This is a genomic window from Gynuella sunshinyii YC6258 (assembly GCF_000940805.1).
Taxonomy (GTDB): Bacteria; Pseudomonadota; Gammaproteobacteria; order Pseudomonadales; family Natronospirillaceae; genus Gynuella; species Gynuella sunshinyii.
This window is the reverse complement of sequence record NZ_CP007142.1, coordinates 2,274,461-2,301,055: the sequence shown is the minus strand read 5'-3', so window position 1 is coordinate 2,301,055 and position 26,595 is coordinate 2,274,461. Positions and strand designations below refer to the sequence as shown.

At 49.2% G+C, this 26,595-nt stretch carries 27 protein-coding genes; 9 read left to right on the top strand and 18 right to left on the bottom strand.

The annotated features are described in order from the left end of the window. Positions 1-336 precede the first annotated feature (336 nt). Positions 337-801, top strand: coding sequence for a protease complex subunit PrcB family protein (locus YC6258_RS09940; RefSeq protein ID WP_044616856.1), 465 nt, complete (start codon positions 337-339; stop codon positions 799-801). 25 nt (positions 802-826) lie between these two features. Here the strand turns inward: YC6258_RS09940 and YC6258_RS09935 are convergent, their stop codons facing one another. The 9 genes from YC6258_RS09935 to YC6258_RS09895 all read right to left on the bottom strand — a co-directional run bounded on the left by YC6258_RS09935 (position 827) and on the right by YC6258_RS09895 (position 7,585). Further along, complete coding sequence (locus YC6258_RS09935) at positions 827-2,158, bottom strand: deoxyguanosinetriphosphate triphosphohydrolase (protein WP_044616855.1); 1,332 nt, start codon at positions 2,156-2,158, stop codon at positions 827-829. A gap of 9 nt (positions 2,159-2,167) precedes the next feature. Then, on the bottom strand, positions 2,168-2,626 hold the full coding sequence (nusB, locus tag YC6258_RS09930; protein WP_044616854.1) for a transcription antitermination factor NusB: 459 nt from the start codon (positions 2,624-2,626) through the stop codon (positions 2,168-2,170). After that, complete coding sequence (gene ribH / locus YC6258_RS09925) at positions 2,627-3,100, bottom strand: 6,7-dimethyl-8-ribityllumazine synthase (protein WP_044616853.1); 474 nt, start codon at positions 3,098-3,100, stop codon at positions 2,627-2,629. 44 nt (positions 3,101-3,144) lie between these two features. Then, positions 3,145-4,260 (bottom strand): bifunctional 3,4-dihydroxy-2-butanone-4-phosphate synthase/GTP cyclohydrolase II, encoded by a 1,116-nt coding sequence (ribBA, locus tag YC6258_RS09920; protein ID WP_044616852.1) that lies wholly within the window; start codon positions 4,258-4,260, stop codon positions 3,145-3,147. Positions 4,261-4,276: 16 nt separating this feature from the next. Further along, on the bottom strand, positions 4,277-4,945 hold the full coding sequence (locus tag YC6258_RS09915; protein WP_044616851.1) for a riboflavin synthase: 669 nt from the start codon (positions 4,943-4,945) through the stop codon (positions 4,277-4,279). Continuing rightward, positions 4,945-6,006, bottom strand: a complete 1,062-nt coding sequence (ribD, locus tag YC6258_RS09910) for a bifunctional diaminohydroxyphosphoribosylaminopyrimidine deaminase/5-amino-6-(5-phosphoribosylamino)uracil reductase RibD (protein WP_044619924.1) — start codon at positions 6,004-6,006, stop codon at positions 4,945-4,947. The genes YC6258_RS09915 and ribD overlap by 1 nt, the downstream gene beginning before the upstream one ends. A 17-nt stretch (positions 6,007-6,023) precedes the next feature. Further along, positions 6,024-6,479: a transcriptional regulator NrdR gene (gene nrdR, locus YC6258_RS09905; protein ID WP_044616850.1), complete on the bottom strand. Its 456-nt coding sequence runs from the start codon at positions 6,477-6,479 to the stop codon at positions 6,024-6,026. A gap of 75 nt (positions 6,480-6,554) precedes the next feature. Continuing rightward, complete coding sequence (locus YC6258_RS09900; protein ID WP_044616849.1) at positions 6,555-7,220, bottom strand: hypothetical protein; 666 nt, start codon at positions 7,218-7,220, stop codon at positions 6,555-6,557. Between the two features lie 47 nt (positions 7,221-7,267). Continuing rightward, the gene (locus tag YC6258_RS09895) at positions 7,268-7,585 is read right to left on the bottom strand and encodes a c-type cytochrome (RefSeq protein WP_044616848.1); all 318 of its coding nucleotides are present in this window, start codon (positions 7,583-7,585) and stop codon (positions 7,268-7,270) included. A gap of 350 nt (positions 7,586-7,935) precedes the next feature. Here YC6258_RS09895 and YC6258_RS09890 point away from each other — a divergent pair, with 350 nt between their 5' ends. Both YC6258_RS09890 and YC6258_RS09885 read left to right on the top strand, forming a co-directional pair. Next, entirely contained in the window at positions 7,936-9,168 is a 1,233-nt protein-coding gene (locus tag YC6258_RS09890) for a multifunctional CCA addition/repair protein (protein WP_044619923.1), read from the top strand. Further along, positions 9,153-9,887 (top strand): pteridine reductase, encoded by a 735-nt coding sequence (locus YC6258_RS09885; protein ID WP_245627029.1) that lies wholly within the window; start codon positions 9,153-9,155, stop codon positions 9,885-9,887. Before YC6258_RS09890 ends, YC6258_RS09885 begins: the two co-directional genes overlap by 16 nt. A gap of 2 nt (positions 9,888-9,889) precedes the next feature. On the opposite strand, the gene YC6258_RS09880 is transcribed toward YC6258_RS09885, so the two are convergent. Beyond that, complete coding sequence (locus YC6258_RS09880) at positions 9,890-10,747, bottom strand: ion transporter (protein WP_044616846.1); 858 nt, start codon at positions 10,745-10,747, stop codon at positions 9,890-9,892. Continuing rightward, positions 10,747-11,793, bottom strand: a complete 1,047-nt coding sequence (locus tag YC6258_RS09875) for a BamA/TamA family outer membrane protein (RefSeq protein WP_044616845.1) — start codon at positions 11,791-11,793, stop codon at positions 10,747-10,749. Before YC6258_RS09875 ends, YC6258_RS09880 begins: the two co-directional genes overlap by 1 nt. A gap of 104 nt (positions 11,794-11,897) precedes the next feature. Here YC6258_RS09875 and YC6258_RS09870 point away from each other — a divergent pair, with 104 nt between their 5' ends. Continuing rightward, a complete protein-coding gene (locus tag YC6258_RS09870) occupies positions 11,898-12,485 on the top strand; it encodes a GDSL-type esterase/lipase family protein (protein ID WP_044616844.1) in 588 nt (195 codons plus the stop codon). Here YC6258_RS09870 and YC6258_RS09865 read toward each other — a convergent pair. Next, positions 12,448-13,191 (bottom strand): lysophospholipid acyltransferase family protein, encoded by a 744-nt coding sequence (locus YC6258_RS09865; protein WP_044616843.1) that lies wholly within the window; start codon positions 13,189-13,191, stop codon positions 12,448-12,450. The genes YC6258_RS09870 and YC6258_RS09865 overlap by 38 nt on opposite strands. Before the next feature lie 137 nt (positions 13,192-13,328). Here YC6258_RS09865 and YC6258_RS09860 point away from each other — a divergent pair, with 137 nt between their 5' ends. Continuing rightward, positions 13,329-14,339, top strand: coding sequence for a tryptophan--tRNA ligase (locus YC6258_RS09860; RefSeq protein ID WP_044616842.1), 1,011 nt, complete (start codon positions 13,329-13,331; stop codon positions 14,337-14,339). A 46-nt stretch (positions 14,340-14,385) separates the two neighbouring features. Next, positions 14,386-15,606, top strand: coding sequence for a glycosyltransferase (locus YC6258_RS09855; RefSeq protein WP_052830200.1), 1,221 nt, complete (start codon positions 14,386-14,388; stop codon positions 15,604-15,606). A gap of 64 nt (positions 15,607-15,670) precedes the next feature. Here the strand turns inward: YC6258_RS09855 and YC6258_RS09850 are convergent, their stop codons facing one another. From YC6258_RS09850 to YC6258_RS09840, 3 genes are all read right to left on the bottom strand, one after another. Next, the gene (locus YC6258_RS09850) at positions 15,671-16,921 is read right to left on the bottom strand and encodes a quaternary amine ABC transporter ATP-binding protein (RefSeq protein ID WP_044616840.1); all 1,251 of its coding nucleotides are present in this window, start codon (positions 16,919-16,921) and stop codon (positions 15,671-15,673) included. Next, the gene (locus YC6258_RS09845; RefSeq protein ID WP_044616839.1) at positions 16,914-17,813 is read right to left on the bottom strand and encodes an ABC transporter permease; all 900 of its coding nucleotides are present in this window, start codon (positions 17,811-17,813) and stop codon (positions 16,914-16,916) included. The genes YC6258_RS09850 and YC6258_RS09845 overlap by 8 nt, the downstream gene beginning before the upstream one ends. 75 nt (positions 17,814-17,888) lie before the next feature. Then, positions 17,889-18,875 carry an ABC transporter substrate-binding protein gene (locus tag YC6258_RS09840; protein WP_044616838.1) on the bottom strand — a complete coding sequence of 329 codons (987 nt, stop codon included), beginning with the start codon at positions 18,873-18,875 and terminating at the stop codon, positions 17,889-17,891. A 378-nt stretch (positions 18,876-19,253) separates the two neighbouring features. On the opposite strand from YC6258_RS09840, the gene YC6258_RS09835 reads away from it, so the two are divergent. Continuing rightward, a complete protein-coding gene (locus tag YC6258_RS09835) occupies positions 19,254-19,733 on the top strand; it encodes a MarR family winged helix-turn-helix transcriptional regulator (RefSeq protein WP_044616837.1) in 480 nt (159 codons plus the stop codon). A gap of 59 nt (positions 19,734-19,792) precedes the next feature. Here YC6258_RS09835 and YC6258_RS09830 read toward each other — a convergent pair whose 3' ends face one another. Then, positions 19,793-19,975, bottom strand: coding sequence for a hypothetical protein (locus tag YC6258_RS09830; RefSeq protein WP_044616836.1), 183 nt, complete (start codon positions 19,973-19,975; stop codon positions 19,793-19,795). Here YC6258_RS09830 and YC6258_RS09825 point away from each other — a divergent pair. Both YC6258_RS09825 and YC6258_RS09820 read left to right on the top strand, forming a co-directional pair. Continuing rightward, positions 19,974-20,546, top strand: coding sequence for a TetR/AcrR family transcriptional regulator (locus YC6258_RS09825; protein WP_044616835.1), 573 nt, complete (start codon positions 19,974-19,976; stop codon positions 20,544-20,546). The two genes, YC6258_RS09830 and YC6258_RS09825, sit on opposite strands and share 2 nt — an antisense overlap. Positions 20,547-20,841: 295 nt before the next feature. Further along, entirely contained in the window at positions 20,842-22,845 is a 2,004-nt protein-coding gene (locus YC6258_RS09820) for an oxidoreductase (RefSeq protein WP_044616834.1), read from the top strand. Between the two features lie 563 nt (positions 22,846-23,408). Here the strand turns inward: YC6258_RS09820 and YC6258_RS09810 are convergent. Further along, complete coding sequence (locus tag YC6258_RS09810; RefSeq protein ID WP_044616832.1) at positions 23,409-24,101, bottom strand: TSCPD domain-containing protein; 693 nt, start codon at positions 24,099-24,101, stop codon at positions 23,409-23,411. 39 nt (positions 24,102-24,140) lie between these two features. Beyond that, positions 24,141-26,288, bottom strand: a complete 2,148-nt coding sequence (locus YC6258_RS09805; RefSeq protein WP_044616831.1) for an adenosylcobalamin-dependent ribonucleoside-diphosphate reductase — start codon at positions 26,286-26,288, stop codon at positions 24,141-24,143. Between the last annotated feature and the right edge of the window lie 307 nt (positions 26,289-26,595).

Sequence of the window (26,595 nt, the reverse complement as noted above, 5' to 3'; positions counted from 1 at the left end):
ATCAAGGTCTCATAAAATTTGGAATTCCTTCACAAAATTCAAACTGGAGATCAGAAACACTTGATCGAACCTCTTTTGCCCTAAATCCATTGTTTTTCAATTACGCATAATAACTGGCCAGATAACGAGGAATTGTTCCCTGGAGGAAAAATAGTCAACGACATATCGGTTAACGATTCTGAATAAATCATGCATAATTCCAGCGGCCTTGGGATGCTCCATACAGTAATCCATGCTTTTACTTGGCTTTAGTCATCCTACCGGCGTCAGTCGGCCGGTCTATTAAATTGCAACTGGCTTCCGTTTCAGTCAAAACTGCAGGGTACAGAGGGTTTTATGAAGTTAGCATATTTATTATTAGCTTTTTTGCTGGTTCTGACATCATGCGCCAGCCAGACAGTTTCGACACAGATGTTTTACGCCTCAAAACAGTGCCGCGAACAAAGAGCCAGCGTCAAGCTGTTCAATAATAAAGAAGACTTGAACAAAGTATCAGGACTTGCCAATGCATTTGGAGCCAGTGACCAGAAACTGGATCTGTTCAGCAATTTTGATTTCGAAAAATACCTGGCAGTGGTAGTCGCAGCTGGCCGGCAACGTAACAATGGTTACGATATTGTCCTTACCAGCTCACAATCCAAACTCAAGGGAAAAACAGTGGTATTACCGGTGGAGTTCGTCATGCCTGCCCAAGGGGTACGTTATAACCAGCTGGCGACGACCCCATGTATGGTGATTGGTGTAGAAAAGGCCGACTATTCGAAGATAAAAGCCGGCAAATTGGAACTAAATCTTAAGTAAAAAACGAACAACGGGCCTGTCGCGACTATACCAGCCCTGGGCCCGTACCTCCGATCTGGCGAGCCAGATACCCGGAATAGTTGTCGGTCATACCTGTTACGAAATCCAGCTGGCGCTGATAAATCTCATATAGAGCCCAACGGGGCATTGGCGCATCCCCACCCATCAGATCAAAAACCCGTTTGGTCCGATATGAAAGATCATGGTTGTCTTTTTTCTCAAATAACTCAAAACCCGCAGGGATAAAGACATCCAATAATGTGCTGATGATGTGATAAGCACCTAACTCTGTTTCAGTCTTGGCGCTATCCAGAAAAACCTTATTTCGCGCCAGACTCTTAGCCTGTCTCATTCCTTCCACAACATGTTCAGAGGTGGCAGCGAGCAAATCCCCGGTGAATTCGCCACACATAATAGCCGGCAAATGGGTTTCAAAAGCATCGACAATGGAGTCAATGATGGCCTGCATGGCCCGACCTCTCAGTGCCGCCAATTTACGATGCGGAGCCACGTCATCATGCAACAGCTCCGGGATCTCCATCTGCCGCTCGCCACACAGGGTCAGCAGAATAGGTTTAACCTCTTCGTAATCAAGAATATGAAGTTCGACGGCATCTTCCAGATCGATAATCGCGTAACAGATATCATCAGCAGCCTCCATCAGATAAGACAGGGGATGACGACTGTATTGACCACGATGCCCCTTGATCAAACCAAGCTTACTCGCCAGTTCGTCCAATACCCGACGTTCAGATTGAAAACAGCTGAATTTTCCCTTGGCATCAACATGCTCGATAGTCCAAGGATATTTGAGCAGTGTTCCAAGGGTTGGATAGGTCAACCGCAGGCCACCATGAAACAAGTGGTATTCCAGCTGCGATACAATTCGAAAGCCCTGGGCATTGCCCTCGAAACCTTTCAAATCAGCTCGTTCCGGTTCACTCAATGGTTCCGTCAGCCAGGCATTGCGGGACTGCTTGAACCAGTCCTGAATGGCATATTCACCGGCATGTCCGAACGGCGGATTGCCAATATCATGGGCAAAACAGGCTGATTGTACGATCACACCAAGATCATCAGCCTCGATCCACTCGGGCAGATCCCGGGCAATACGCTCACCTACTTTAATACCAAGCGACCGACCGACACTGCCCACTTCAATGGAATGTATCAGCCGGGTGTGGATCTGATCATTGATGGCCAGAGGATGCACCTGGGTTTTACCCGTGAGTTTGCGAAACGCAGCCGAAAACACAATACGATCCTGATCTTTATGATAATGACTCCGACCCAGTTCCTGACCAGATATAAAACCATGACCGTAGCGTTCGGTAGTGAGCAGTTTGTCCCAGTGCATCGTCATAGGCTAACGGGAAGGCGTATGTGCCACCTCAGTGATTCTGAGTTCCTGGGCCAGCTTATCGAGTACACCATTCACATACTTATGACCATCGGTGGCACCAAAAGCTTTAGTCAGTTCGACACCTTCATTGATGATCACCCGGTAGGGCACATCCAATCGATGCAGCAACTCATAAGTTCCCATCCGCAATACAGCGAGTTCAATCGGCGTCAAACGGGACAGCTCACGATCAATGTGACCGGCAATTTTGTCATCCAGAGAGGATTTTTCTGCAGGTACACCACGAACCACTTCGGTAAAGTATTCCTGATCGATTTTTTCCATATTGTTGTCAGCGAGGAACTGGGCAACCAGAGCAGAAACACTGGTTTCCGCCATGTGCCACTGGTATAGAGCCTGTAGTGCCAGCTTCCGGGCCTTACGTCTTTTCGAGGAAAGACTTGGGGAATGATCGTTGGCCATTTAGCCTCCAATTTGGTTGAGTAAATTGACCATTTCAAGCGCGCTCAATGCTGCTTCTGCGCCTTTGTTGCCGGCTTTCGTACCTGCACGCTCAATAGCCTGTTCAATGCTGTCTACTGTCAGAACCCCAAAAGCAACCGGGATGTCGCTACTCAGAGATACCTGAGCCAGGCCTTTAGTACATTCGCCAGCGACGTATTCGAAATGAGGTGTACCACCACGAATTACTGCCCCGAGCGCAACGATGGCGGAAAATTTCTGCTGATCCGCGAGTCGCTTTACAACCAATGGAATCTCGAATGCTCCGGGAACATAAAATACTTCTATTTGTTTATCTTCAATACCATGGCGCCTGAGGGCATCAAGCGCACCATCTTTCAGACTTTCCACAACAAACGAATTCCATCGACCCACCACCACTGCGTAGCGGCCTTTATTTGCTGCAAAATTACCTTCTGTCGTCTTTATCGTCATGTTGTTAACCTTTTATAAAAATCGTCTGCATAATGTGCAGATCATTATTCGGTACAGGGAATGTATTCTATAACTTCCAAGCCAAATCCTGATATCCCACCAAATTTCATTGGTGAGCTTAATAACCGCATTTTTCCAATGTTCAAATCGCGCAGAATCTGAGAACCGGTACCAATGGTGGTGTAGGCGCCGGATTTGTCCGCATTTGGGTCGCGTCTGGGTGGATGCTCGGAATGGAAACGATCCAGCTCTGCCAGTACATTCTGGCCGCGGTTGATATCCAGCAATACCACGACACCATGTTGCTCGGCAGCCACCTTTTGCAGCGACTTCTGAATTGACCAGCCATGGCCATGTTCCGAGTCGATCCCCAGAACATCACGCAATACCTGAGTTACATGTACCCTCACGAGAGCCGGTTCATCTAAGGTGAACTGTCCCATCGACAGCGCTACATGCTGCCCCCCCTCGATCAGGTCGCGATAAACATGCATCTCAAATTGACCCCAGGCAGTATTCATTGGCCTGACATCGATCAGTTCCACTGAACGTTCATGCATGATCCGATAGTGAATCAGGTCAGCGATAGTCCCTATTTTCAACTGATGTTCAGCGGCAAATTTTTTCAGATCCGGCATCCTCGCCATGGTGCCATCTTCATTCATAATCTCGACGATCGCCGATGCCGGCGACAATCCCGCCAACCTGGCCAGATCACAACCGGCCTCTGTATGTCCGGCACGGCTCAGTACGCCACCGGGCTGTGCCCGCAAAGGAAAAATATGCCCCGGTTGAACAATATCCTCCGGTCTGGATGCCGGTGACGCCGCAACCTGTATGGTGCGAGCGCGGTCAGCCGCAGATATCCCGGTGGTGACACCTTCGGCCGCTTCGATGGAAACAGTGAAAGGAGTGCCATATACAGCTCCATTTCGTTGTACCATGCTGGGTAACCCAAGAAAGTCACAACGCTCACCGGTCAAAGTCAGGCATATCAGCCCCCGTGCTTTGGAGGCCATGAAATTGATGATTTCAGGCGTGACTTTTTCAGCAGCAACGATCAGGTCGCCTTCATTCTCACGATCCTCATCATCCATCAGAATAACCATCTTACCCAGACGAATATCCTCAATAATCTCTTCAATGCTATTTAACGTCACTTAATCTAACCTGCTGCTAAGTTCGGTGGAGAAACCCGGCACGTGCCAGACTTTCTAGGGTCAGGCCCGCCTGAGCTTGTTGTTTGGATTCGGCGGGCATCAGTAATCGTTCCAGATAACGGGCAATCAGGTCGACTTCAAGGTGCACCATGGACCCCACCCGATAACTGCTGATAATAGTTTGTTGGATAGTGTGCGGCACTATATTGAGGCAGAAGCTCTGTGCTTCAAGCGCATTGACCGTCAGGCTGACACCATCTACCGTAATCGACCCCTTGTGAGCAATGTATTTCTGCAGCGCTTCGGGTGCCTGAATCCAGTACCGGGTACTGCGCCCGGAAGGCTCAATGCGCTCAACCCTGCCGACACCATCCACATGGCCGCTGACCAGATGCCCACCAAGCCGGGAAGCCAGCGTCAGCGCCAGCTCCAGATTCACTGATTCACCGGCGCGCAACTGTTCCAGCCGGGTATGCTCCAGAGTTTCGAAAGATACATCGGCGGTAAACCAGTCACTGCCAATATCAACGGCTGTCAAACAGACGCCATTAACAGCAATACTGTCACCCAGCCTGGTGTTGGCAAGATCAAGCCCCTTGGCGTTAACCGTCAGTTTCAGGTCACCTGCCGGACTCTTGAGTACTTTGGCAACCTGACCCACGGTCTCAATGATTCCAGTAAACATCAGTGTTCCTTGATTTGATAAATCAAACGAATATCCACCCCAATCTGGCGCAGATCTGTCAATTCCAATGCCACCGCTTCAGCCATTGACGCCAAGGGCAAAGTCATCAACGGCCGGGCATCGGAACCCAACAATTTCGGCGCAGTATAGACTATCAATTCGTCAACCAGACCTGCCCCCATAAAAGCCCCTGCCAGGGTAGCACCGGCCTCGACCATAATTTCGTTATATCCTCGTCGTCCGAGTTCAGCCAGCACTTCCCGCAGCCAGTTCTCTGAAGAGGGTATACGACACGTTTCCACTCGCACAGGAAAGCGCTTATCAACATCAGTTACTGCGCTGATGATCAGCGTTGGCGCCGAGTCATCATACACAGAACTCATTGGATCGGTACTCAGCTGACGATCCAGAACCACTCTGAGAGGCTGTCTGACAGGGGTAAAACCAATCAGGCTTTCCCGTACCGTCAGACTCGGATTATCAACTTTGACGGTTCCGGAACCGGTCAGCACCGCACAACTCCTTGCCCTCCAGCGCTGTACATCGCGGCGGGCATCTGCTCCGGTAATCCACTGGCTCTCTCCGGAAGCCATAGCCGTACGGCCGTCCAGACTTTGAGCCAGCTTGACCCGAACCCAGGGTAGTCCAGTGGTCATCCGCTTGATAAAACCGGGATTCAAGGCTCTGGCCTGGGTTTCCAGCACACCGTTCTCAACACCGATACCGGCAGCTCGCAAGCGCTCGATCCCGGCACCGGCCACCAGCGGATTAGGGTCAGTACTGGCACATACCACGCGTGCCACTCCGGCTTCGATCAGTGCCACCGAGCAGGGACCGGTGCGGCCGGTATGGTTACAGGGTTCCAATGTCACATAGGCCGTGGCCCCACGGGCTTCGGCACCTGCTTCCCGCAGAGCGTGAATTTCAGCATGAGGACCTCCGGCCTGCTGATGCCAGCCGGTAGCGATTACCCGATCATTCTTGACCAGTACACATCCCACCCGGGGATTCGGGCTGGTACTGTACATTCCCAGGCGCGCCAGCTGCAGCGCCTGGGCCATAAATTCGATATCACGACTCACCGGGATTGTTCCAGCCGGTCAATCTCATCGCGGAATTCGCTGATGTCCTGAAAACTCCGATACACCGAAGCAAATCGCACATAGGCCACCTGATCCAGAGCCTTCAGCTCATCCATGACCATTTCCCCCAGCGTCCGACTGCGTATTTCGCGCTCACCGATGGCTCGCAGGCTGTGCTTGATTCTGCTGATGGCAGCCTCCAGCGATTCCATACCCACAGGGCGTTTTTCCAGTGCCCGGTGCAGTCCGGAGCGTAATTTGTCCTCGTTGAACGGTTCCCTGGAACCATCGGTCTTAATGATTCTGGGCATGACCAGTTCGGCTGTTTCATAGGTTGTAAAGCGCTCACCACATTGCAGACATTCACGGCGGCGGCGAACCTGATCACCGTCTGCCACCAGCCTGGAATCGATCACCTTGGTATCAGTCGCGCTACAGAATGGACAGTGCATGGTTTTTTCCCTGATTCGGAAGAACAGCGGATTCTACTATTATGGTCTGATATCCGCCATGCGATATTCATTCGTTCAGCCCGCGACCTGAGAATCGGTTCGTTTCCGTAGAACCTCCATTTGAATCAGCAGTAAACCACGGCTCAATACGCTCGACCCATTCAGGAGTAACAGCGGCCAGGCAGCTGTCAGTGGAATAGTCAGAGCAAAAGTCAATGTACTGATATCTTTAATCAGGATGGTCCGGAACAAAGAGAACGAGAGCGCCCCTACTGCACCTTGTTTGCGTATTAACAACCATTGATGCAAAGTTCCCTGTACCAGCAGAACAGTCACTGCCAGCATCAAAGAATTGGCACCCAATCGGGCAAATCCGGGAAACGGTCGAAATAACATGGACACAAAGCCCAACACCAGAATCGTTAGTCCACTCCAGAAAGTGATCGCGCTCCACCACGATCTCCGCTCAACCCAGATTCGGAACAAGATGACCAACAATAACAGCAGGGCTCCGCAACGGGTCCAGACCAGATAGTGATTGAAGGGTTCAATGGAGATGCCATAAAAAAAGTTGGCATAAAATGCGAAATAACTGGAGGCAAACTGATTGATCGACAAACTTTGAGTGGCGATCTGGCCGTTTCTGCGCCGTTTTTCAATACTCAGCAGTTGCTGACCCAGGCCATACCAAGTCAGCACAAACAGCATGGAACTGGTCCACCCAAGTATGTGATACCACATAAAATAAACCCCGCATCTAAGCGGGGTCCTGAAGGAAAAACCTTATTTTACTTCAAACTTGAAAAATAAGCTGCCAGATCGGCAATATCCTGGTCTGTTAGTTTGCTGGCATATACATACATCAAAGCAGCCTGATTACCCTTACGATCCTGTGAACGAAAGGCTTTCATAGAACTTTCCAAATACATGCTCTGTTGTCCGGCCAGATTGGGGTAAATTCCTACGGCTGATTTTCCATCAGCGCCATGGCAGGCGACACATCCCAAAGTGGTCACTTTCTCTTTTCCGGCAGCGGCATCACCAGCAGCGAATGCCATACCGGGAACCAGCAGGGAAAGAGCAATTGCAGCAAATAACTTTTTCATTCAGATCTCCACATTGTTACGAAAGTAGCTGGATTGTTTTTGGATACGCCAGACTGTGATTCGTCCGGTCGATGATTAAAGACGGGTCAGGGTTGTAAGAACAGTTCGACACAAACGGTTTTCAGACGATACATTCTACCGTTTCAGTTTCTCACTACACGCCTTCACAAAATCAGACTTATATAGAAACATAAAAATATGTCATTGTCTGGGATCAAGTTTTCGCAAACTAATCACACAACACCTATACGGCATCAATTTTCATGAGATCGTCGCCATGTGCACAGAAAATCCCCGAATATCAGATATAATGCTGGCTATCGATAATCAAATGAATGAAACCGGTATTTATGAAGTCTTATCTTGTTGGTGGCGCTGTCAGGGATACTCTACTCGGCCTGGCGGTCAAGGATCGCGACTGGGTCATTGTAGGTGCCACTCCGGAACACATGCTAAGTCAGGGATTTCAGCAGGTTGGTGCTGATTTTCCTGTTTTCCTGCATCCTGAGACACACGAGGAATACGCCCTTGCCCGGACCGAACGCAAAAGTGGACAGGGCTACAAAGGTTTTGAGGTAAACTTCTCCACCACTGTCACACTGGAAGACGATCTGCTGCGCCGGGATCTGACCATTAATGCCATGGCACAGGATGAGCATGGCAACATTGTTGACCCCTATCACGGTCGCCAGGATATCGAAGACAAAGTCCTGCGCCATGTATCTCCGGCATTTCGCGAAGACCCGCTCAGAGTCCTGAGAGTCGCCCGGTTTGCTGCCAGGTTCGATCACCTTGGCTTCAGCATTGCCGATGAAACCCTCGCACTGATGCAGGAAATTGCACAATCCGGTGAACTCGACACACTGGTACCTGAACGGGTGTGGCAGGAAATACAGCGAGCCTTGACCGAGCGCTCACCTTGGGTTTTCTGGCAGGTTCTGAGACAGGTACGGGCACTGGATATACTGGTACCGGAACTCAATCGTCTGTTCGGTATTCCACAGACACAGAAATGGCACCCGGAAGTGGATACCGGCATTCACACCATGATGGTACTGAAACAGGCCTGCACACTGTCACAGGATCCCATCGTTCGCTATGGAGCGCTGTGCCATGATCTCGGCAAAGGACTGACACCGAGTGAAATACTACCGCGCCACCACGGTCATGAAGAGACCGGTGAACGACTGGTCAAAGCACTGGGCAAGCGCCTGAAAGTGCCGAATGCCTATCAAAGCCTCGCTGCTAAAGTCGCCAGGTATCACACCCACTGTCATCGAATCCGGGAACTCAAGGCAAGCACCATTGTCGATACCTTACAGGCGTTTGGAGCCTACCAGAATCCACTGGTGTTTGAGAATTTCCTGCTTTGCTGCACCGCCGATTTCCAGGGACGCTCTGGATGGCAGAGCAGAGCCTATCCGCAGGCAGATTACTTCCACCGAGCCTACCTGGCTTCCAGAACCGTTGATACCCAGGCGTTAATGGATGCCGGTTATCATGGCAAACAACTTGGCGAGGAAATCCGACGCCAGCGCATTAACCGTGTCAAACAGGAGAAAATATCTTGGCAACCATCCTGATTACCGGGGCTGCTCACCGCCTGGGTGCAGAAACCGCTCGCTATTTTCATAAAGAAGGCTACAACGTGGTGATTCATTGTTCCGGATCGACCCGCAGAGGCCAGGAACTGGTGGATACCCTCAATCACCTGCGCCCAAACAGTGCGGCGTTAGTGCGGGCCGACCTGAATCATCCGGACCAGATTAACGAGATGGCCGAGCAGGCGGTTGCTGCCTTTCAGGAAATGCATATTCTGGTCAACAACGCGAGCACCTTCTATCCAACACCGTTTATCGATGCCAATCTGACACAATGGCAGGACCTGATGGAAATTAACCTGCAGGCACCATTTTTTCTTAGCCGGGCACTCTACCCGGAACTGAAGAAAAACAAAGGCAGCATTGTAAACATGGTAGATATCCACGGAATACGGCCACTGCGTGAGCACAATATCTACAGCATGGCAAAATCAGGACTGATTGCCCTGACCAAGTCTCTGGCTCTGGAACTGGCACCCGATATCCGGGTCAATGCCGTTGCCCCGGGGGCCATTTTATGGCCTGAGCAGGAATCTGCCATGAGTGACCAGGCGAAACAGAACATTCTGGAAAAGGTACCCATGAAACGCACCGGTGCCGCCATAGATATCGCCGAAGCGGTATGGTTTCTCGGTCATCAGGCGCAATACATTACTGGTCAGATTCTGGCCGTAGACGGCGGCAGAACCCTGAGCCAGTAATCTTACTCTTGATGCAAAGGATCCAGTGAAGTACCACAGAATTTGCAATAGTGAGCGTTTACATCGTGACCGGTTTTACCACATCCCGGACATCCTCTGGCATCACGCCGGGTGGTCATAACCTGACTGATTTCTGCGGCATAAATACCTGTGGGCACAGCAATAATGGCATAACCCATGATCATCACCGCAGAGGCAATAAACTGGCCCAGCGGAGTATGCGGAACGACGTCTCCATACCCAACAGTCGTCAACGTGACAATAGCCCAGTAGATGGCTTTTGGTATGCTGGAAAAACCGTTTTCAGATCCCTCAACAACATACATAAGCGACCCAAACACCACTACCATGGTCAATACCGCATACAAAAACACCAGTATCTTGCGCAGACTCTGGCGGATCGCCAGAGTCATGACTTCTGCTTCGCCGATGTAGTGCATCAATCGCAACACCCGGAACACCCGTAATACCCGCAGAATCCGCAGTACCAGGAATGAGTTGACCCCGGGGATCAGAACCGACAGATAGGTTGGCAGTATCGACAACAGATCCACCATCCCGTAAAAGCTGAAGGCATAACGAACGGGCCGGGAAACACTCATCAGGCGAACAATGTATTCAATCGTGAACAGAATGGTGAATCCCCGCTCCATCCACAGCCAAAGCAGGTGATACCGGCGATCAAGTGAGGGCACACTATCGGCCATCACCACTGCCACACTGATCAGAATGGCAACGATTAGCAAAATATCAAACAACTTGCCGGCAAAGGTATCAGCTCCGAAAATAATTTCGTTTGCCTTTGCCCGCCAATTGCTCAACCCCTCCGCTTGTTCAAACCGTCGCCGGCGATCGATCATTAAAACGCTTCCTCAAACGACACAACTGTACCAATATCCTCACCATCCACCAGTGCCAGATCAACCCTGAAATTCAAACGGGTGCCTTTGGCAAGGTTATATCGAACGCCAACACCAGTGGCATTATGGAAACGATTCATACCAAACTTGCCGAAATCAGGCGCCACTTGAGCAAAATCGGAAAACAGATCCATCCCCCAGCGATCACTAAACACCCAGCGGAGTTCACCCTGAACACCGAGTAATTCGTAATCAGCAAACTTCGCACTGTTTGCTCCCCGAAGAATGCTGGACCCTTCGGGCGCCGGCAGTTTGTTAAAAGGGGTGTCATCCGTCGCTGTCATATAAGTGGCTTTGAACGCCAAGGTGGAATCGCTCAATACCGGCACATACTGCATGGCAGAAACTTCACTGATCATGAATTGTTCAGCACTGCCAAGGGCGGAGAAATATCCGGTAGAACCGGCTTCAATCTTCTGTCCTGACCGTGGAAAATCCCGTGAATCTGTTTTATCCCAAGTCAAAGTCGCACCCAGACCATGGTAGAAACCACCATCACTCCCAGGTGTTTTATCATTAATCAGATCGTTATCGTCATCGGAACTGATGTCGCTCCATTGCAGGGTCCACTGCAGCTTGATCCATAATTCGCTGACCAGACGCTGATCAAAAGACAACCGCACCACCTCATTGGTTGACTCATATTCCTCTTCCAATTTAGGTTCACTATTGCCGTTTTCATAGTAAGTACCCGGCCAATAGTTCAGGCCAAACCCAACAGTCACACTCTGGTTGGCATTTAACCACCAGGTCGGCCAAACTTGCGCCATATACATACCTTCGGACGTACCACTGACCAGGAATGAATATCGGTTGCCTGGCACGCCTTCATCGTCAGATGCTTCCAGCTTGGTGGCATACAGGCCAACCATGAATCCTGTTTCCGGCGCATTGGCGACAACTGGTAACCATATCCACTGATCCTTGTCTGCCCTGCTATTCACCGCCAGACATAACAGTATTAATACCGGTATTGCTTTTAGCATCGTAGTCCTCTCGATAATTTCCAGTTTTTGATTGGGTATTCAGCGAAGATTAAATCTATACTGCTAACAACAGAAAAATTAAGCCGCAACCTTATTGGAATTACATGCAAGAGTTCAACTTAATCCTTCAGTTTTATGGCGATGATCTGCTGGTACAGGAAAATGGCCTGGTTGCAAGGTTGACTCAACACATTCAGAAATCCCAGCCGAACTGCATTGTTTACAACCAGGGAATCAAACATGAGACCACTTCCCAGTTACGACAAAGATTCGCAGATGAAGCCATCCGTCGCTGGGTTCCAGAAGCCGATAACCGGATAGTCTTTTGTTACGGCCTCAATGACTGCAGCACAGATCCGGAGAATCCCGGTATACTGCTGCGCGAAACTATGGAAAATACCCAACATTTGTTACATGCCTGTAAAGGCAAGTTCCGGATATTCATGTTGGGAGTCCCGTGTGTCTACGACCCTGCCTACAATGCCAGAGTCAAGAAACTGAACCAATGGCTCGGAGAGTTGTGCAACAAAACCCGAACACCGTATATATCACTATTCGATGCCACCGATCGCGACCCTATTTACAAACGCGAACTGGTTCAGACTGACCGAATCTGCCCCGGCAGTCGTGGCATTGATAAACTCCTCGACCTGCTCAGGAATGATCGTCTATGGTGGTTTGCAAAAGATTAGTTACTTGCTGCTGCGCTTCCAGCGCCAGTTCTTTTCGCTGCTTTTCAGCCGCCGGGATAGCATGACCCACCTGAATCACCACATCAATTGCTGGTGTTCGCAACAATCCCCATAGGTTGGCAGCCAGACTCTGATCACCCAGGTACGGAACAGTCGGATGTGGCTGCGGCTTATGCTGATAAAACAGCGCAACCGGCAACACTGGAACGCCAGATTCAATTGCTGCGGCAAACAAACGTGGGTGAAACCGATGGACTTCGGTTCCGGCATAGGTGGTGCCTTCCGGGAAAAACAACACGTAAGAACCTTTGGCAACCCGATCTGACATGGCCCTGCTGATTTCAGCAGACTGATTCCCACCTCTGGGCAGAAACAGAGTGCCAGCACTTCTGGCCAGCGTTCCCACCACTGGCCACTTTGCCACTTCGGCCTTGCTGACAAAATAAGTATGAAAACGGGAACCCAGCACAATGATATCCAGCCAGGAGATATGATTGCTGACCATCAAACCACTGGCGGCATCCGCCGTTCCTGTCACATGTACACGCACCCGTAGAATACGGAGCAGATTACGGTGCCACCAACCGGCCAGTTTTAAGATACTGGCTTCCGCTAACCAGGGAACTGTGGTGATCGATAATAACAGCCCCAACAGACACCATAACACCAGCAACGGCGATTTAATGGCAAAACGAATCAACCCCATACAACATTTCCTTATCCCAAACCTGTGCGCATAGTAACGTTAACCGGACCAATGACAATAGTGATCGCACAACTATATTCAGGGTCGAGAATCTGCTATCTTCGCGCTTTCCAGTTAGCCACAGATTAGTCAAGTTTATGAGTAAACAGATTGTTCTGACCGGGATCACCACAACCGGCATTCCCCACCTGGGCAATTATGCCGGTGCTATCCGCCCGGCCATCGAAACCGCCCTGAAAGACGATGTTGAGTCCTATTATTTCATGGCCGATTACCATGCCCTGATCAAATGCCATGATCCTGTACGGGTACAGGAATCCACCAAGGCCATTGCTGCAACCTGGCTGGCCTGCGGACTCGATCCGGAAAAAGTCTTTTTTTACCGGCAATCCAATATTCCCGAAATTCTTGAACTGAACTGGCTGCTGACCTGCGTAACCGCAAAAGGTCTTATGAATCGTGCTCACGCTTATAAAGCGGCAGTACAGGAAAATGTCGACAGCGATGACGTCGATCCGGACAAAGGCATCACCATGGGACTGTTCAGTTATCCGATACTGATGTCTGCGGATATTCTGATGTTTAACGCTCACAAAGTGCCCGTTGGCAAAGACCAGATTCAGCATCTGGAAATGTGCCGCGACATCGCTGCCCGCTTTAATCATATTTTCGGTGAGACATTTAATCTGCCAGAAGTGGTGGTACAGGAAAATTCCATGGTATTGCCAGGACTGGATGGTCGGAAAATGAGCAAAAGCTACAACAACACCATTCCATTATTCGAAGACGAGAAAAAGTTTCGCAAGCTGATCAACAAAATCGTCACTAATTCCCTGGAACCTGGTGAGCCCAAGGATCCTGACGGCTGCAACCTGTTTGCTATCTTTTCGGCATTTGCCACACCGGCGGAAATCGCCGCCAAACGGCAACAATATGCAGACGGCATTGGCTGGGGTGATGCTAAGAAACAACTGTTTGAATATCTCAATGAGATGCTGGCAGAAAAACGGCAGACCTACAATGAACTGATGGCCAATCCGGACTACATCGAATCCACCCTGAAAAAGGGTGAGGCGAAAGCCCGGGAAAAAGCCGCAGTATTACTGGCAAAAGCCAAAAAAGCTGTTGGTATCGCTCCTATCTATTAACCACTTGTCAGGCCCGGGCTCGCTCCGGGCTTAATTATTCATATCCATGCTATTCAACACTGCTCTTCTGATAGGCAAGAACTGGCCGGAATCGCGCTCCAGCGCTGCCGGTACCCGGACATTACAGATCCTCTCCGACCTAAAGTCCTGCACACACAATGTTCATTTTGCCAGTGCCGCCAAAGCCGGCGAATTCTCCGATGAACTACCGGGAATACATTGCAGTGCAATCGAAATGAATTCAGATTCATTTGATCTTTGGTTGAGTCAGCTGAACCCCGATATCGTTATTTTCGACCGTTTTATGACGGAGGAACAATTCAGTTGGCGGGTACGGCAACAATGTCCCGAAGCGATCAGAGTACTGGATACCAGTGACATACACAGCCTGCGTCATATACGAGAACAAAGCCATAAGAGCGGACAACCCACTTCTCTCACCAATGACATCGCGTTCCGGGAAGTTGCCGCCATTTTGCGTAGCGACCTGACTCTGGTTATCTCTGACTATGAAACGGCCTGGCTGCAATCGCAGTTTCAGATATCAAGACAACTGTTATTGCACCTGCCATTTGCAGCCCAATCGCTACCAGCCACGGCGATGCTCCCCTATGAACACAGGCACCATGTGTGTTTTATTGGCGGCTTTCTGCATGCCCCGAATATTGATGCGGTGGAATGGTTGTATCAGGATATCTGGCCGCAGATATATTCACAGCTGCCAGGTGTGGAATGTCATATTTATGGAGCGTACGTACCGGCGCGTATACAGCAGTTGCACCAACCATCGAAGCGATTCCTGATCAAGGGCCGCATGGAATCCATCGACCTCGGTCTGCCCGCTTACCGGATCAATCTGGCACCATTGCGTTTTGGTGCGGGTAATAAAGGCAAAGTGATCGATGGCTTCAGAACCGGCACTCCTAACATTCTTACCTCCATTGCCGCTGAGGGCATGAATGGTGAACAGAGCTGGGAACTTCCTTCTGCCGATACCGCTTCGGTATTTGCCCAACAGATAATTGATGTCTATCAAGACCCGCAACTCTGGCACCGACTCCAACAACAGGGGTATGAAGTCCTCGAATCAGTCAATCATCCCGAGACTTTGAACTCACGACTGGTACAGCGATTAGCAACCGTGAAACAGCAGCTGCCGACCATCAGAGAACAGAATTTTTACGGCAACCTGTTATGGCAGACTCAGTTTCGTGCAACAGAATTTATGGGAAGATGGATAGAGGCTAAAAACCGGAACAAGTCCTGAAAACACTCATAGCCAAAAAAAAAGCGAAACCAAATGGTTTCGCTTTTTTTCGGATCCTGAACGACTATTTTCTGCCAGAATCAACCGCCTGCTTCTGATCAACCTCGTCGGTGTCAGGCTCATCTTTGTCCGATGAATCGGAAAAAATATCAGCCACACTGCTACGCTCAAGTTCGCCTTTAAGGTTACCCTCAGTATCAACTACCGGTAGCGAATAAGAGGATTCAAGCGTGTCCGGTATGACCCGTTCGAGAATGTCATCAGGCGCGACCGTTGGCAACTCCTGATAAACTTCTTCACAGAGCTTACCGGTTCCACCCTGATCGTCACGACATTGCTCCAGCGATGCCTGAGTTACAAAACCCTGATAACCGTCTTCTGTAACATGATAACCATACTCGCTTTTAAACTGCTTCATCTGTGCCAACGCTTCCTCGATGGTTTCAGCAGAGATCCGGTAAGGCGCGGGTTTCATGACAGTCTCAACCGTTAGTGCTCTGGCCCGGTTTACATCTTTGACAAACGCTTCCACATAAGCTGTCGCCGGATGCAACAGAATCTCGTCAGGAGTGCCCTGTTGATCCAATACTCCGTCTTTCAATATTGCAATACGATCGCCGAGCCGCAACGCTTCGTCGAGATCATGAGTAATAAAAATGATGGTTTTGTGCAGCTTCTGCTGCAATTCAATGAGCTGGTCCTGCATTTCACTGCGAATCAACGGGTCCAGCGCTGAAAATGCTTCATCCATTAACAGAATTTCAGCATCAGTGCACAGCGCCCTGGCCAGTCCGACACGCTGTTGCTGACCACCTGACAGTTGCGATGGGTACTGCTGTTCGTAACCCGACAAACCAACCGTTTCCAACCACTGCCGTGCTTTTTCGGTACGGGTGTGTTTATCCACTCTCTGCACCGCCAGACCATAGGCAACATTCTCAATAACGGTTCGATGCGGCATCAGGCCAAAGCGCTGAAACACCATTGACATTTTATGGCGTCGAAACTCCTGCAACTCTTTTTTAGAAAGCTGCATGACATCAGTATCTTCAACCCGAATGATCCCACGAGTTGGATCAATCAGGCGATTGAAGTGGCGGATCAGTGTCGATTTGCCGGAACCGGACAGGCCCATAATGACAAAAATCTCACCTTTCTTAATACTCAGGTTAATATCCTTCAACCCCAGAGTATGACCTGTCTCAGCCAGGATCTGCTCCTTGCTTTTGCCTTCCATGACCATGGGCATGATCGCTTCCGGACGATCACCAAAAATCTTATACAGCCCCTCTATCCGAATCATCGCCTCATCCATTTTTGATGCCCCCAAGATGAGCCTGGGTACGCTTGGCATAGGCCTGGGAAATCCGGTCAAACACAATAGCCAGGACAACAATTGCAAGTCCGTTCAACATGCCCAAGGTGAAATACTGATTGGTAATGGCCTTAAGCACTGGCTGCCCAAGTCCCTTCACACCAATCATTGAGGCAATCACCACCATGGACAATGCCATCATGATCGTCTGGTTGATACCGGCCATAATAGTTGGCATGGCAAGCGGAATCTGTACCCCGAGCAGACGTTGCATTGGACTGGCACCGTAAGCCGTCGCGGCCTCCATCACTTCGGCATCCACCAGCCGGATTCCGAGATTGGTCAGTCGGATAATCGGAGGAATTGCATAAATGACCACCGCAATCACTCCGGGAACCTTACCGATCCCCAACAACATGACCACTGGAATCAGGTACACAAATCCAGGCAGGGTCTGCATGATATCGAGCAGCGGGGTTACGATCATTTGTGTCCGGTCCGAGCGGGACATCAGAATTCCTACCGGCAGACCAATGAGCAGCGCCAGCACCGTACTGACAATAATGATACTCATAGTTCGCATGGTATCTTCCCACATGCCAAAATAGCCGATCAGTAAAAAAGAAATCACGACTCCCAGACACAACTTCCAGGAGCGGCTGGCAAAGTACGCAAGTGCGGTAATACAAAGAAGAACAATCCACCAGGGAGTATTGAGCAACAGCTTTTCAAACCAGACCAGAAAAGCTAATAAGGGATCAAAAAAAGATTCGATGGCATCGCCATATGCCCGGGAAAAATTACGAAAACCCTCGTCCAGTGTTTTGCGGATCGCCAGCAGATCGGTGCGCTCCATTTCCGGAAAACGGGTTAACCATGATGAGTCTGCCATATGGATACCTTTTGTTTATGACTGTAACAGGCATCGGCCACCACCAGGGGTGGCCGGGAAACACTCATAAATAAACTAGAGGGCATCGCTGACTTTTTTGGCAACGTCGACTGAAACCCAGGGTTTCCAAACGTCCTGATAATTTGCCAGGAAATGATACATGGCCGTTTCCCCATCGGCCTGATTGTCTTCCATCCAGGCCAGCAGCTCGTTCATCAAGGCATTGGTGTATGAGCGCTTGGTCAGATAAGCGTATGCATCGGGAGCCTGAGAGGCAAAGCTTTCTGTGGTAACCGTTTGTACCAGAGAAGGTGGGTACATGGTGACTTTTGGATTTTGACAGGCATCGCTGCTGGTACAGTTGATGTATTCATCCTTATCGATGCCGGAACCAAAGTCCACTTTCACCATTTTGTATTTACCCAGAATGGAGGTGGGTGCCCAGTAGTAACCAAACCAGGCTTCCTGACGTTCATACGCTTTGGCAATGGCACCGGCCAGACCAGCACCTGACCCCGGATCAATCTGATCAAAACCATAATCGGCCAGGTTAAGTGCTTTGAACAGATTAGTGGCCGAGATCTGGCAATTCCATCCAGCCGGGCAACCATAGAATGCATGTCGCTTGTCGTCTTCCGGGTGTTTGAACAGGTCTGCATGCTTGATCACTCCCTGGATGGTTGCCATTTCAGGGTATTTGTCCACCAGGTACTGAGGCACCCAAAATCCTTCTTCACCACCGTCGGACAGCGACTTGCCAGCATAGCGAAGGCGTTTTTCCTCAACCCCACGGTCCAATGCCGCTTTCATGGAATTGCTCCACATTTCCGGGGCAATGTCCGGTTCACCTTTCTCAATCATGGATGTTCCGGTCGGCATGGTGTCGCCCGGTACGATTTCAGCATTACAGCCATAACCGTGCTCAAGAATAAAACGATCTACATTGGCCATTAAGGTTGCTGAACTCCAGTTCATATCAGCAATCGTCACCTTTCCACAAGCAGCCTGCGCTTGTGAAAAACCAATCACTAGCGCCAGCGTTAACACAACTCTGATATTCATAACAACTCCAGTATTACGATTTGACATTCTTTTTAAGCATACACATCTAATATTTTGAGTTCAAATCAATAACTTAGACAGTCTGACCAGAAACCCCATATATATCCGTCTATCAAAAAACTGGAAATTTCTGAATTCACGTTATAATAAAAGCCGAATCAGAGGTTATATTAACCTGGCACGTATACGTGTCGGGTTAATAGTGTGATGCAGGAATGCACCGAGGTGTCGGACCACACCATTGACCATAGCCAATGCGAGCCCCGATAAATCAAACGGTCCGACGATTCGGGGTTGCGCACAACACCACCAGATTTATCGGGGCGACAATTAAAGAGATCAGGACGATCTATTTAATTGCCGGATTAATAGGAAGGTATGAAACAAAATACATATTGGCAGGAGGTTCTGATATCCCTGCGGCGAATTATCCGGGCTACCGACTTACAGTCGAAACGCATTGTGAAAGCGTGTGGCCTGACGATCCCACAGGTTATGGTGCTACGCGCCATTGAAGAGCTGGGGGATGTAACCGTTAAGCGGATATCGGACAGCGTATCGTTGAGCCAGGCAACCGTCACCACTATCCTGAATCGCCTGGAAACCCGGCATTTGATTGAAAGGGTTCGCGGCAATACCGACCGCAGAATTGTCAACGCCCGTCTCACTGCGGAAGGGCATGAAATACTCCGAACCGTGCCTCCGCTATTGCACGAGGAGTTCATCAACAAGTTTGAAAATCTGAATGAGTGGGAGAAAACCCAGATCCTGTCCTCTCTCCAACGAGTGGGATCCATGATGGATGCAGAGTCTCTGGATGCGGCACCACTGTTGGATATCGACATTCCCGGTCGCTAAGTTGTTCATTTTGAACAGCTTTTTTGTACATATTCATTTCATGTCAAATGATTTCTGCACTATCGATTGACAACCAGAGCGTACAACCGGGAAAGAAATAATGAATACTCCGTTTCAGACATCTCATGAGGATGATCCAGCACAACGATTCCGGAATCGTATATTTCAATCAACCTTGCAGCCCAGTAAACTGCCACGGTTTCATGATTACTGTAGAGAGCAACTTTGAAGTCCCAGTCCATGACCAAACGCCAGCAACAGGCTTTACAAACCCGACAACATATTTACCGGGTCGGCCTGAGCCTGATGGAAAAAAAAGGTTATCACGGCACTACAATTGAACAGATCAGCAAAGCTGCAAACGTGTCAGTTGGTGCCTTTTATCATCACTTTCAATCAAAAGAAGACATTCTGTCGCAGTTGTATCACGATGCTGACGACTATTTCGAGAACACCGTCAGACAGCAATTAACCGCCACTACGGTCATGGAACGAATCGTTCAGTACTTTGGTTGTTACGCCGATTACAACATCCGCATGGGTGTGGACACCATGAAAGTGCTGTACCACGCAGAAAACAAATGGTTCCTGAAAAAACACCGGGGTATGCAGGAAGTACTGCTGATCGTAATTCGACAGGGGCAACAAATCGGTGAACTCAGCTCACAACAGAGCGCCGAGCAAATTGCCGAATACCTGTTCATCGCTGCACGGGGTATCGTTTTCAACTGGTGCCTGCAGGACGGAAACTATGATCTTCAGCAACAGATGAAGCAATATATGGGGCGACTCATCACCCTCTTTGAAAACTGATCGTTCCGCCCCACAGCACCCGCGGCAAATAATATTTCCACTGTGATTGATAAAGGTCAGCTCGTCGGCCTTAAAATCGCGCTACATTTTTAACCGAATAGATTCGGTGAATCGGTTCGCAGACTGTAGCAAGTGCAGAAAGATCAGTAACAGGCGGCTCCAGCACCCGCAGACAAACATACGTTTTCGGGCAGTATTTAAGCAGATTTATCACCGCATTCCGCGCAGGTCATAAACAACAGTCTGAGCAGTAACGGGTTCGAATACAGTTTTTTTCTTTTAAGCAGGTGATGTTATGAGCAAACAATATCCAAATCTTTTTGAGCCAATCAAAATCGGCAGCGTGGAAATCAAAAACCGTTACATGCTGGCTCCCATGGGTCCTGGCGGTTTCTGCGACGCAGATGGTTCCTTTAATGAACGCGGCGTTGAATTCTATGTCGAGCGTGCCCGCGGCGGTGCCGGCCTGATCATGCCGGGAGTCACCATGGTAGAGAACGAGATAGAACAATGCGCTCTGCCATCAATGCCTTGCCCTACCCTGAACCCCATTAATTTCATCAAAACTGCAAAATTGATGACCGAGCGGATTCATGCTTACGACGCAAAAATATTCCTGCAACTGTCTGCCGGTTTTGGCCGGGTCAGTATTCCTTCCATTGTTGGCAGAACAGCTGTGGCACCTTCAGAGATTCCCCACCGCTGGATTCCTGGAGTTACCTGTCGGGCGTTGACCATTGAAGAAATCAAAACCTACATTCGAAAATTTGCCGACTCTGCAGAAATCAGTCAGAAAGCAGGTTTCGATGGTGTGGAAATCCATGCTGTCCATGAAGGCTATTTGCTAGATCAGTTTGCTATCTCATTCTTTAACCGCAGAACTGATGAATATGGCGGCAGCCTGGAAAACCGCTTGCGGTTTGCAACGGATATCGTCAAGGCGATCAAAGAACGTTGCGGCCAGGACTTCCCGGTATCGCTGCGATACAGCATTAAAAGCTTTATCAAAGACTGGCTCAAAGGTGGTCTGCCAGGCGAAGAGTTTGAAGAAAAAGGGCGCGACATTGAAGAAGGTATCGAAGCGGCCAAAATTCTCGAAGCGGCAGGCTATGACGCACTGAACGGTGACGTCGGCTCTTATGATTCCTGGTACTGGAGCCATCCACCGATGTATCAGGACAAAGGGCTGTACCTGCCCTATAACGAAATTCTCAAAAACACGGTGAAAATTCCGATCATCACCGCCGGTCGTATGGACGACCCCGAGCTGGCATCCAGAGCCATTGCGGAAGGTAAAACCGATATGATTGGTCTGGCCAGACCCTTACTGGCTGATGCGGATATCCCCAATAAAGTCAAAGCCGGAAAAGCGGAAAAAATCCGTCCATGTCTGTCCTGTCAGGAAGGTTGTATGGGACGCCTGGCAAAATTCACATCGGTTTCCTGTGCCGTCAATCCGGCCGCCGGACGTGAGAAAGACTACGCATTGATTCCTGCATTAATTAAGAAAAAAGTCATGATCGTCGGTGGTGGTGTCGCCGGTATGGAAGCCGCTCGGGTTGCCAAACTGCGTGGTCACGAAGTGGAATTATTTGAAGCCAGCGACAAACTCGGCGGAGTGGTACTGGCAGGCGGGGTTCCGGATTTCAAAGAAGACGATTTCGCCCTGCTCGACTGGTACCGCGCCGAACTCGAAGAACTGAAAATCAACGTTCATCTGAACAGTCCTGTCGGTCCGGACACATTTGCGCAACATAAACCGGATACCGTGATCATGGCAACCGGATCAAAAGCCCGAATGCTGGAAATACCCGGAGCCGATAATGTCTATACTGCCACCGACGTATTGCTGGGCAGGAAAGATCCTGGCGACACCATTCTGATCATAGGCGGCGGACTGGTCGGCTGCGAGACCGCACTGTGGTTGCACAACATGGGTAAAAAAGTATACATGGTTGAATTACAGGATGGCCTGCTGCAACTTGCCGGACCACTGTGCCATGCCAACAGTGAGATGTTACTCGAACTCATGCGATTCAAGAAAATCGAGATTTTCACCAGCTCCAAAGTCGTTGAACAGAATGCAGACGGTTTTGTCATCCATAATCAGAACCTTGGTGAGAAAACGACTATCAAGGCGGATTCAGCCATTCTGGCCGTTGGCTATCACTCTGAAAGAAGCCTATTTGATGAGGTGAAAAACCAACTGGCGGATGTACACCTGATTGGTGATTCCAGGCAAGTACAGAACATTATGTACGCAGTCTGGGATGCCTATGAAGTGGCACGCAGTATCTGATTTTTGTCCACTGACCCAATTTTCAAACAGGCCGCCAGGTCTGTTTGAAAATCGTTCTGGAAAACCTGGAGGAATGTTTGAGACTCCCTGGTTTTGCAGTGCAAACATTGGCTTTTGGCCAATGGTAATGCGTTTACGCATTACACCATTAGTCCGGTAAAACTACCTGCCTGACTAATGGAATCTACCCTTCGTTTGTGGCCAAAGTTCGCTTTGGCCACCTTTTTTTTCTTCCCTTGCCATTCTTCGAACCCGAAGACCGTGCCATCATCGTTATTATTTACGGCATATTTCCGTCCAAAATTACTATTAATCTGGCGTTAACTCTGGCCAATAGTGACACCTTCCTGAAACACATTTTTAACCCGACATACTCATGAGACGTTTGAAAGGAGTACACACTGCTCCAGGCTGTACACAGCATGAATGCTGCATACGAGCCTGTGGGGATATGTTCACTGCGAGTCTGAACACTATTGCTTTCCCGGTAATAAGCCACTCACAAGGTTAATACAAACTTTCTGTTGTGTGCTAACTACGATTTCCAACTGAATAAAGATCTGCTAACCGCACTTGGAATCACCACAGCTCAAACAGGTAGTGCAGCCATCCATCAGAATCACCGCCTTGGTATGACATTTATCGCACAAGCGGGCATCTGCTGGAAAATCACCTCCCGTGATTTCGCGGGCCTGACCGTTCATGGCTTCATATTCGGCACGTTTTTCAGCCAATATCTGCCGCTGGGTTTCGCTCAGCCCTTCCGGCTCCAGCATCCCGATCATCCTCAGATGGCTTTCAATGGCATAGCCGATTTCGGCAACCACCGACGGCATGAAACGGCCTCCGGGTTTAAAATACCCGCCTTTCGGGTCAAACACGGCCTTCAACTCCTCAACCAGAAAAGTCACATCTCCACCTTTGCGAAAAACCGCGGAGATGACCCGGGTTAGTGCCACCACCCACTGGAACTGATCCATGTTTTTGGAATTGATAAAGATTTCGAAAGGTCTCCGTATCTCATGCTCAGTACCGGGATTCAACACCATATCATTAATCGTGACGTACATGGCATGTTCACTCAGAGGCGTCTTGATTTTATAGGTTGCTCCCATCAGCAGCTCCGGCCGTTCAACACTTTCATGCATGTGCTGGATATCATGTTGCTGCTCATCTTTCTGCTGCTGGATTTTGCGCTGCTCGTCCAGATTCACCACTTCATAAGCAACGATCTTACTGTCTATTTTTTTAACCATTATCTTGTCTCCTGCATCAAACCGTCAGGTCTTCAGCCATTATAATTTGCCGTAATAACCTTCTTTTAATGCATCGTATAAATTGGCGGCGCTGTGAATTTCCCCGTCATATTCAATCTCTTCATTGCCTTTGGCCTCGATGACCGTGCCATCCTGCAACGCAAAGCGGTATACGGTACTCTCCAGATCTTTTTCCTTCACCAGAACCCCCTGGAAAGCTTCGGGATTGAAACGGAACGTGGTACATCCCTTCAATCCTTTCTGGTAGGCGTACAGATAGATATCCTTGAAATCCTCATACGGATAATCACTCGGTACATTGGCCGTTTTGGAAATAGAAGAATCAATCCACTTCTGCGCCGCAGCCTGAATATCAACATGTTGTGTGGGTGTGATGTCGTCGGAGGTCAGAAAATAATCCGGCAGCTTTTCATCGTCCTGTTGCGAATAGGGCATGGCCCTGGGATTGATATGGGTTCGATATGCCAACAGTTCGTAGGAAAACACATCGACTTTTTCTTTTGATTTTTTCCCCTGACGAATGACATTGCGGCTGTAATGATGGGCAAAACTCGGTTCAATGCCATTTGAAGCATTATTCGCAATAGAAAGAGAAATGGTACCGGTCGGCGCAATCGAGCTGTGATGGGTAAATCGTGCGCCGGTTTCCGCCAGCTGTTCCACCAGTTCCGGAGCCTCTTCCGCCAATTGCTGCATATAACGGCTATAGCGGGCATGTAAAATTCTTCCGGGCACCTTATCACCGGCTTTATAACCATCAGCCAGCAGTTCAGGACGCTTGCGCAACATCGCTTCAGTCAGCTCATATTCGTGCAACAACGCCGGTGCTGCGCCTTTTTCCTTCGCCAGTTCCAGTGCCTGCTGCCAGCCAACCAGAGCCATTTGCAGCGTGACCTCTTCGGTGAAAGCAATCGAATCAGGATCACCGTATTTCATACCCAGCATGGTAATGGCCGAGCCCAATCCCAGATATCCCATACCGTGACGCCGTTTTTCGGTAATCTCAACTCGCTGTTGCGGCAGAGGCAGGCCATTGATTTCCACCACGTTATCCAGCATGCGGGTAAATATGGCCACCACTTCACGGAATTTATCCCAATCAAAACGGGCATTGTCGGTAAACGGAGATTCAACAAATTTGGTCAGATTGATGGAACCCAGCAAACAACTGCCATACGGCGGCAGAGGCTGTTCACCGCAGGGATTAGTGGCCCGTATTTCTTCACAGAACCAGTTATTATTCATCTCATTGACTTTATCAATCAGAATAAAACCCGGCTCAGCAAAATCGTAGGTGGAGGTCATGATCACATTCCACAGCTTTCTAGCCGGAATTTTGCCGTATATTTTAAAAGCTATCTGGCCAAGATCATTGCTGACGTAACCATCGGTCACATGAAAATCCTTCCAGACAATTTGCTCTGGATTGTCCAGCTCAAGTCCGGAACGTTCCAGCTCTTTCTCAGTCAACGGAAAACACAGGGGCCAATCCTGATCATTGATCACCGCTTCCATAAATCCATCGGTGATCAGCAACGACAGATTAAACTGACGCAATCGACCATCTTCACGTTTGGCTTTAATAAAATCGAGAACATCCGGATGGCTGATATCAAAGGTTGCCATCTGGGCCCCCCGGCGGCCCCCGGCGGAGCTGACGGTGAAACACATTTTGTCGTAGATATCCATGAACGACAGTGGCCCTGAGGTATAAGCGCCAGCACCTTCTACAAAAGCATTTTTTGGTCTCAACGTGGAAAACTCGTAACCGATGCCGCAACCCGCTTTCAGGGTCAGGCCGGCTTCATGGACCTTACCTAAAATGCCATCCATGGAATCGGAAATCGTGCCCGACACTGTGCAGTTAATCGTTGACGTCGCCGGTTTGTGTTCCAACGCCCCCGCATTGGAAGTAATACGGCCAGCAGGAATGGCACCATTTTCCAGTGCCCACAAAAATCTTTTGAACCACTGGCTCTGAACATTCTTTTTTTCAACTTCGCAGAGGGCTCTGGCAACGCGGGCGAACGTGGCATTCAAATCACTGTCAACGGGATTTCCTCTGGAGTCCTTGAGGCGATATTTACTGTCCCAGATGTCTAGAGAGGCTTCTTGATATTGAACAACACTGCTATCGGTTTGATTAGGCGGCACGACTTCAGTCATATAAAGATCCTTCTGCTATGCAAAGCAAACTTGATGGATTTACGGGGTTTTAAGGTTAGTGACTACAAACCTTGAGACTACTATATATAGTTTTAACGGGACTGAATATGCCACTATATGTTGGGATTGGAAATGTTTTTTTTGGAAGATTTTTCTGTCTTTGACTGATGTCATAAATCAGCGAAATTAAAGAAAGATTACATAAAACAAAAAAGAATTAAATGTTCAGAAAACTCGTAAAATTATCCGTAATTTTTAGTTATCAAAATAACATTCAATACATCAATAAGTAATTAACCTGACAATT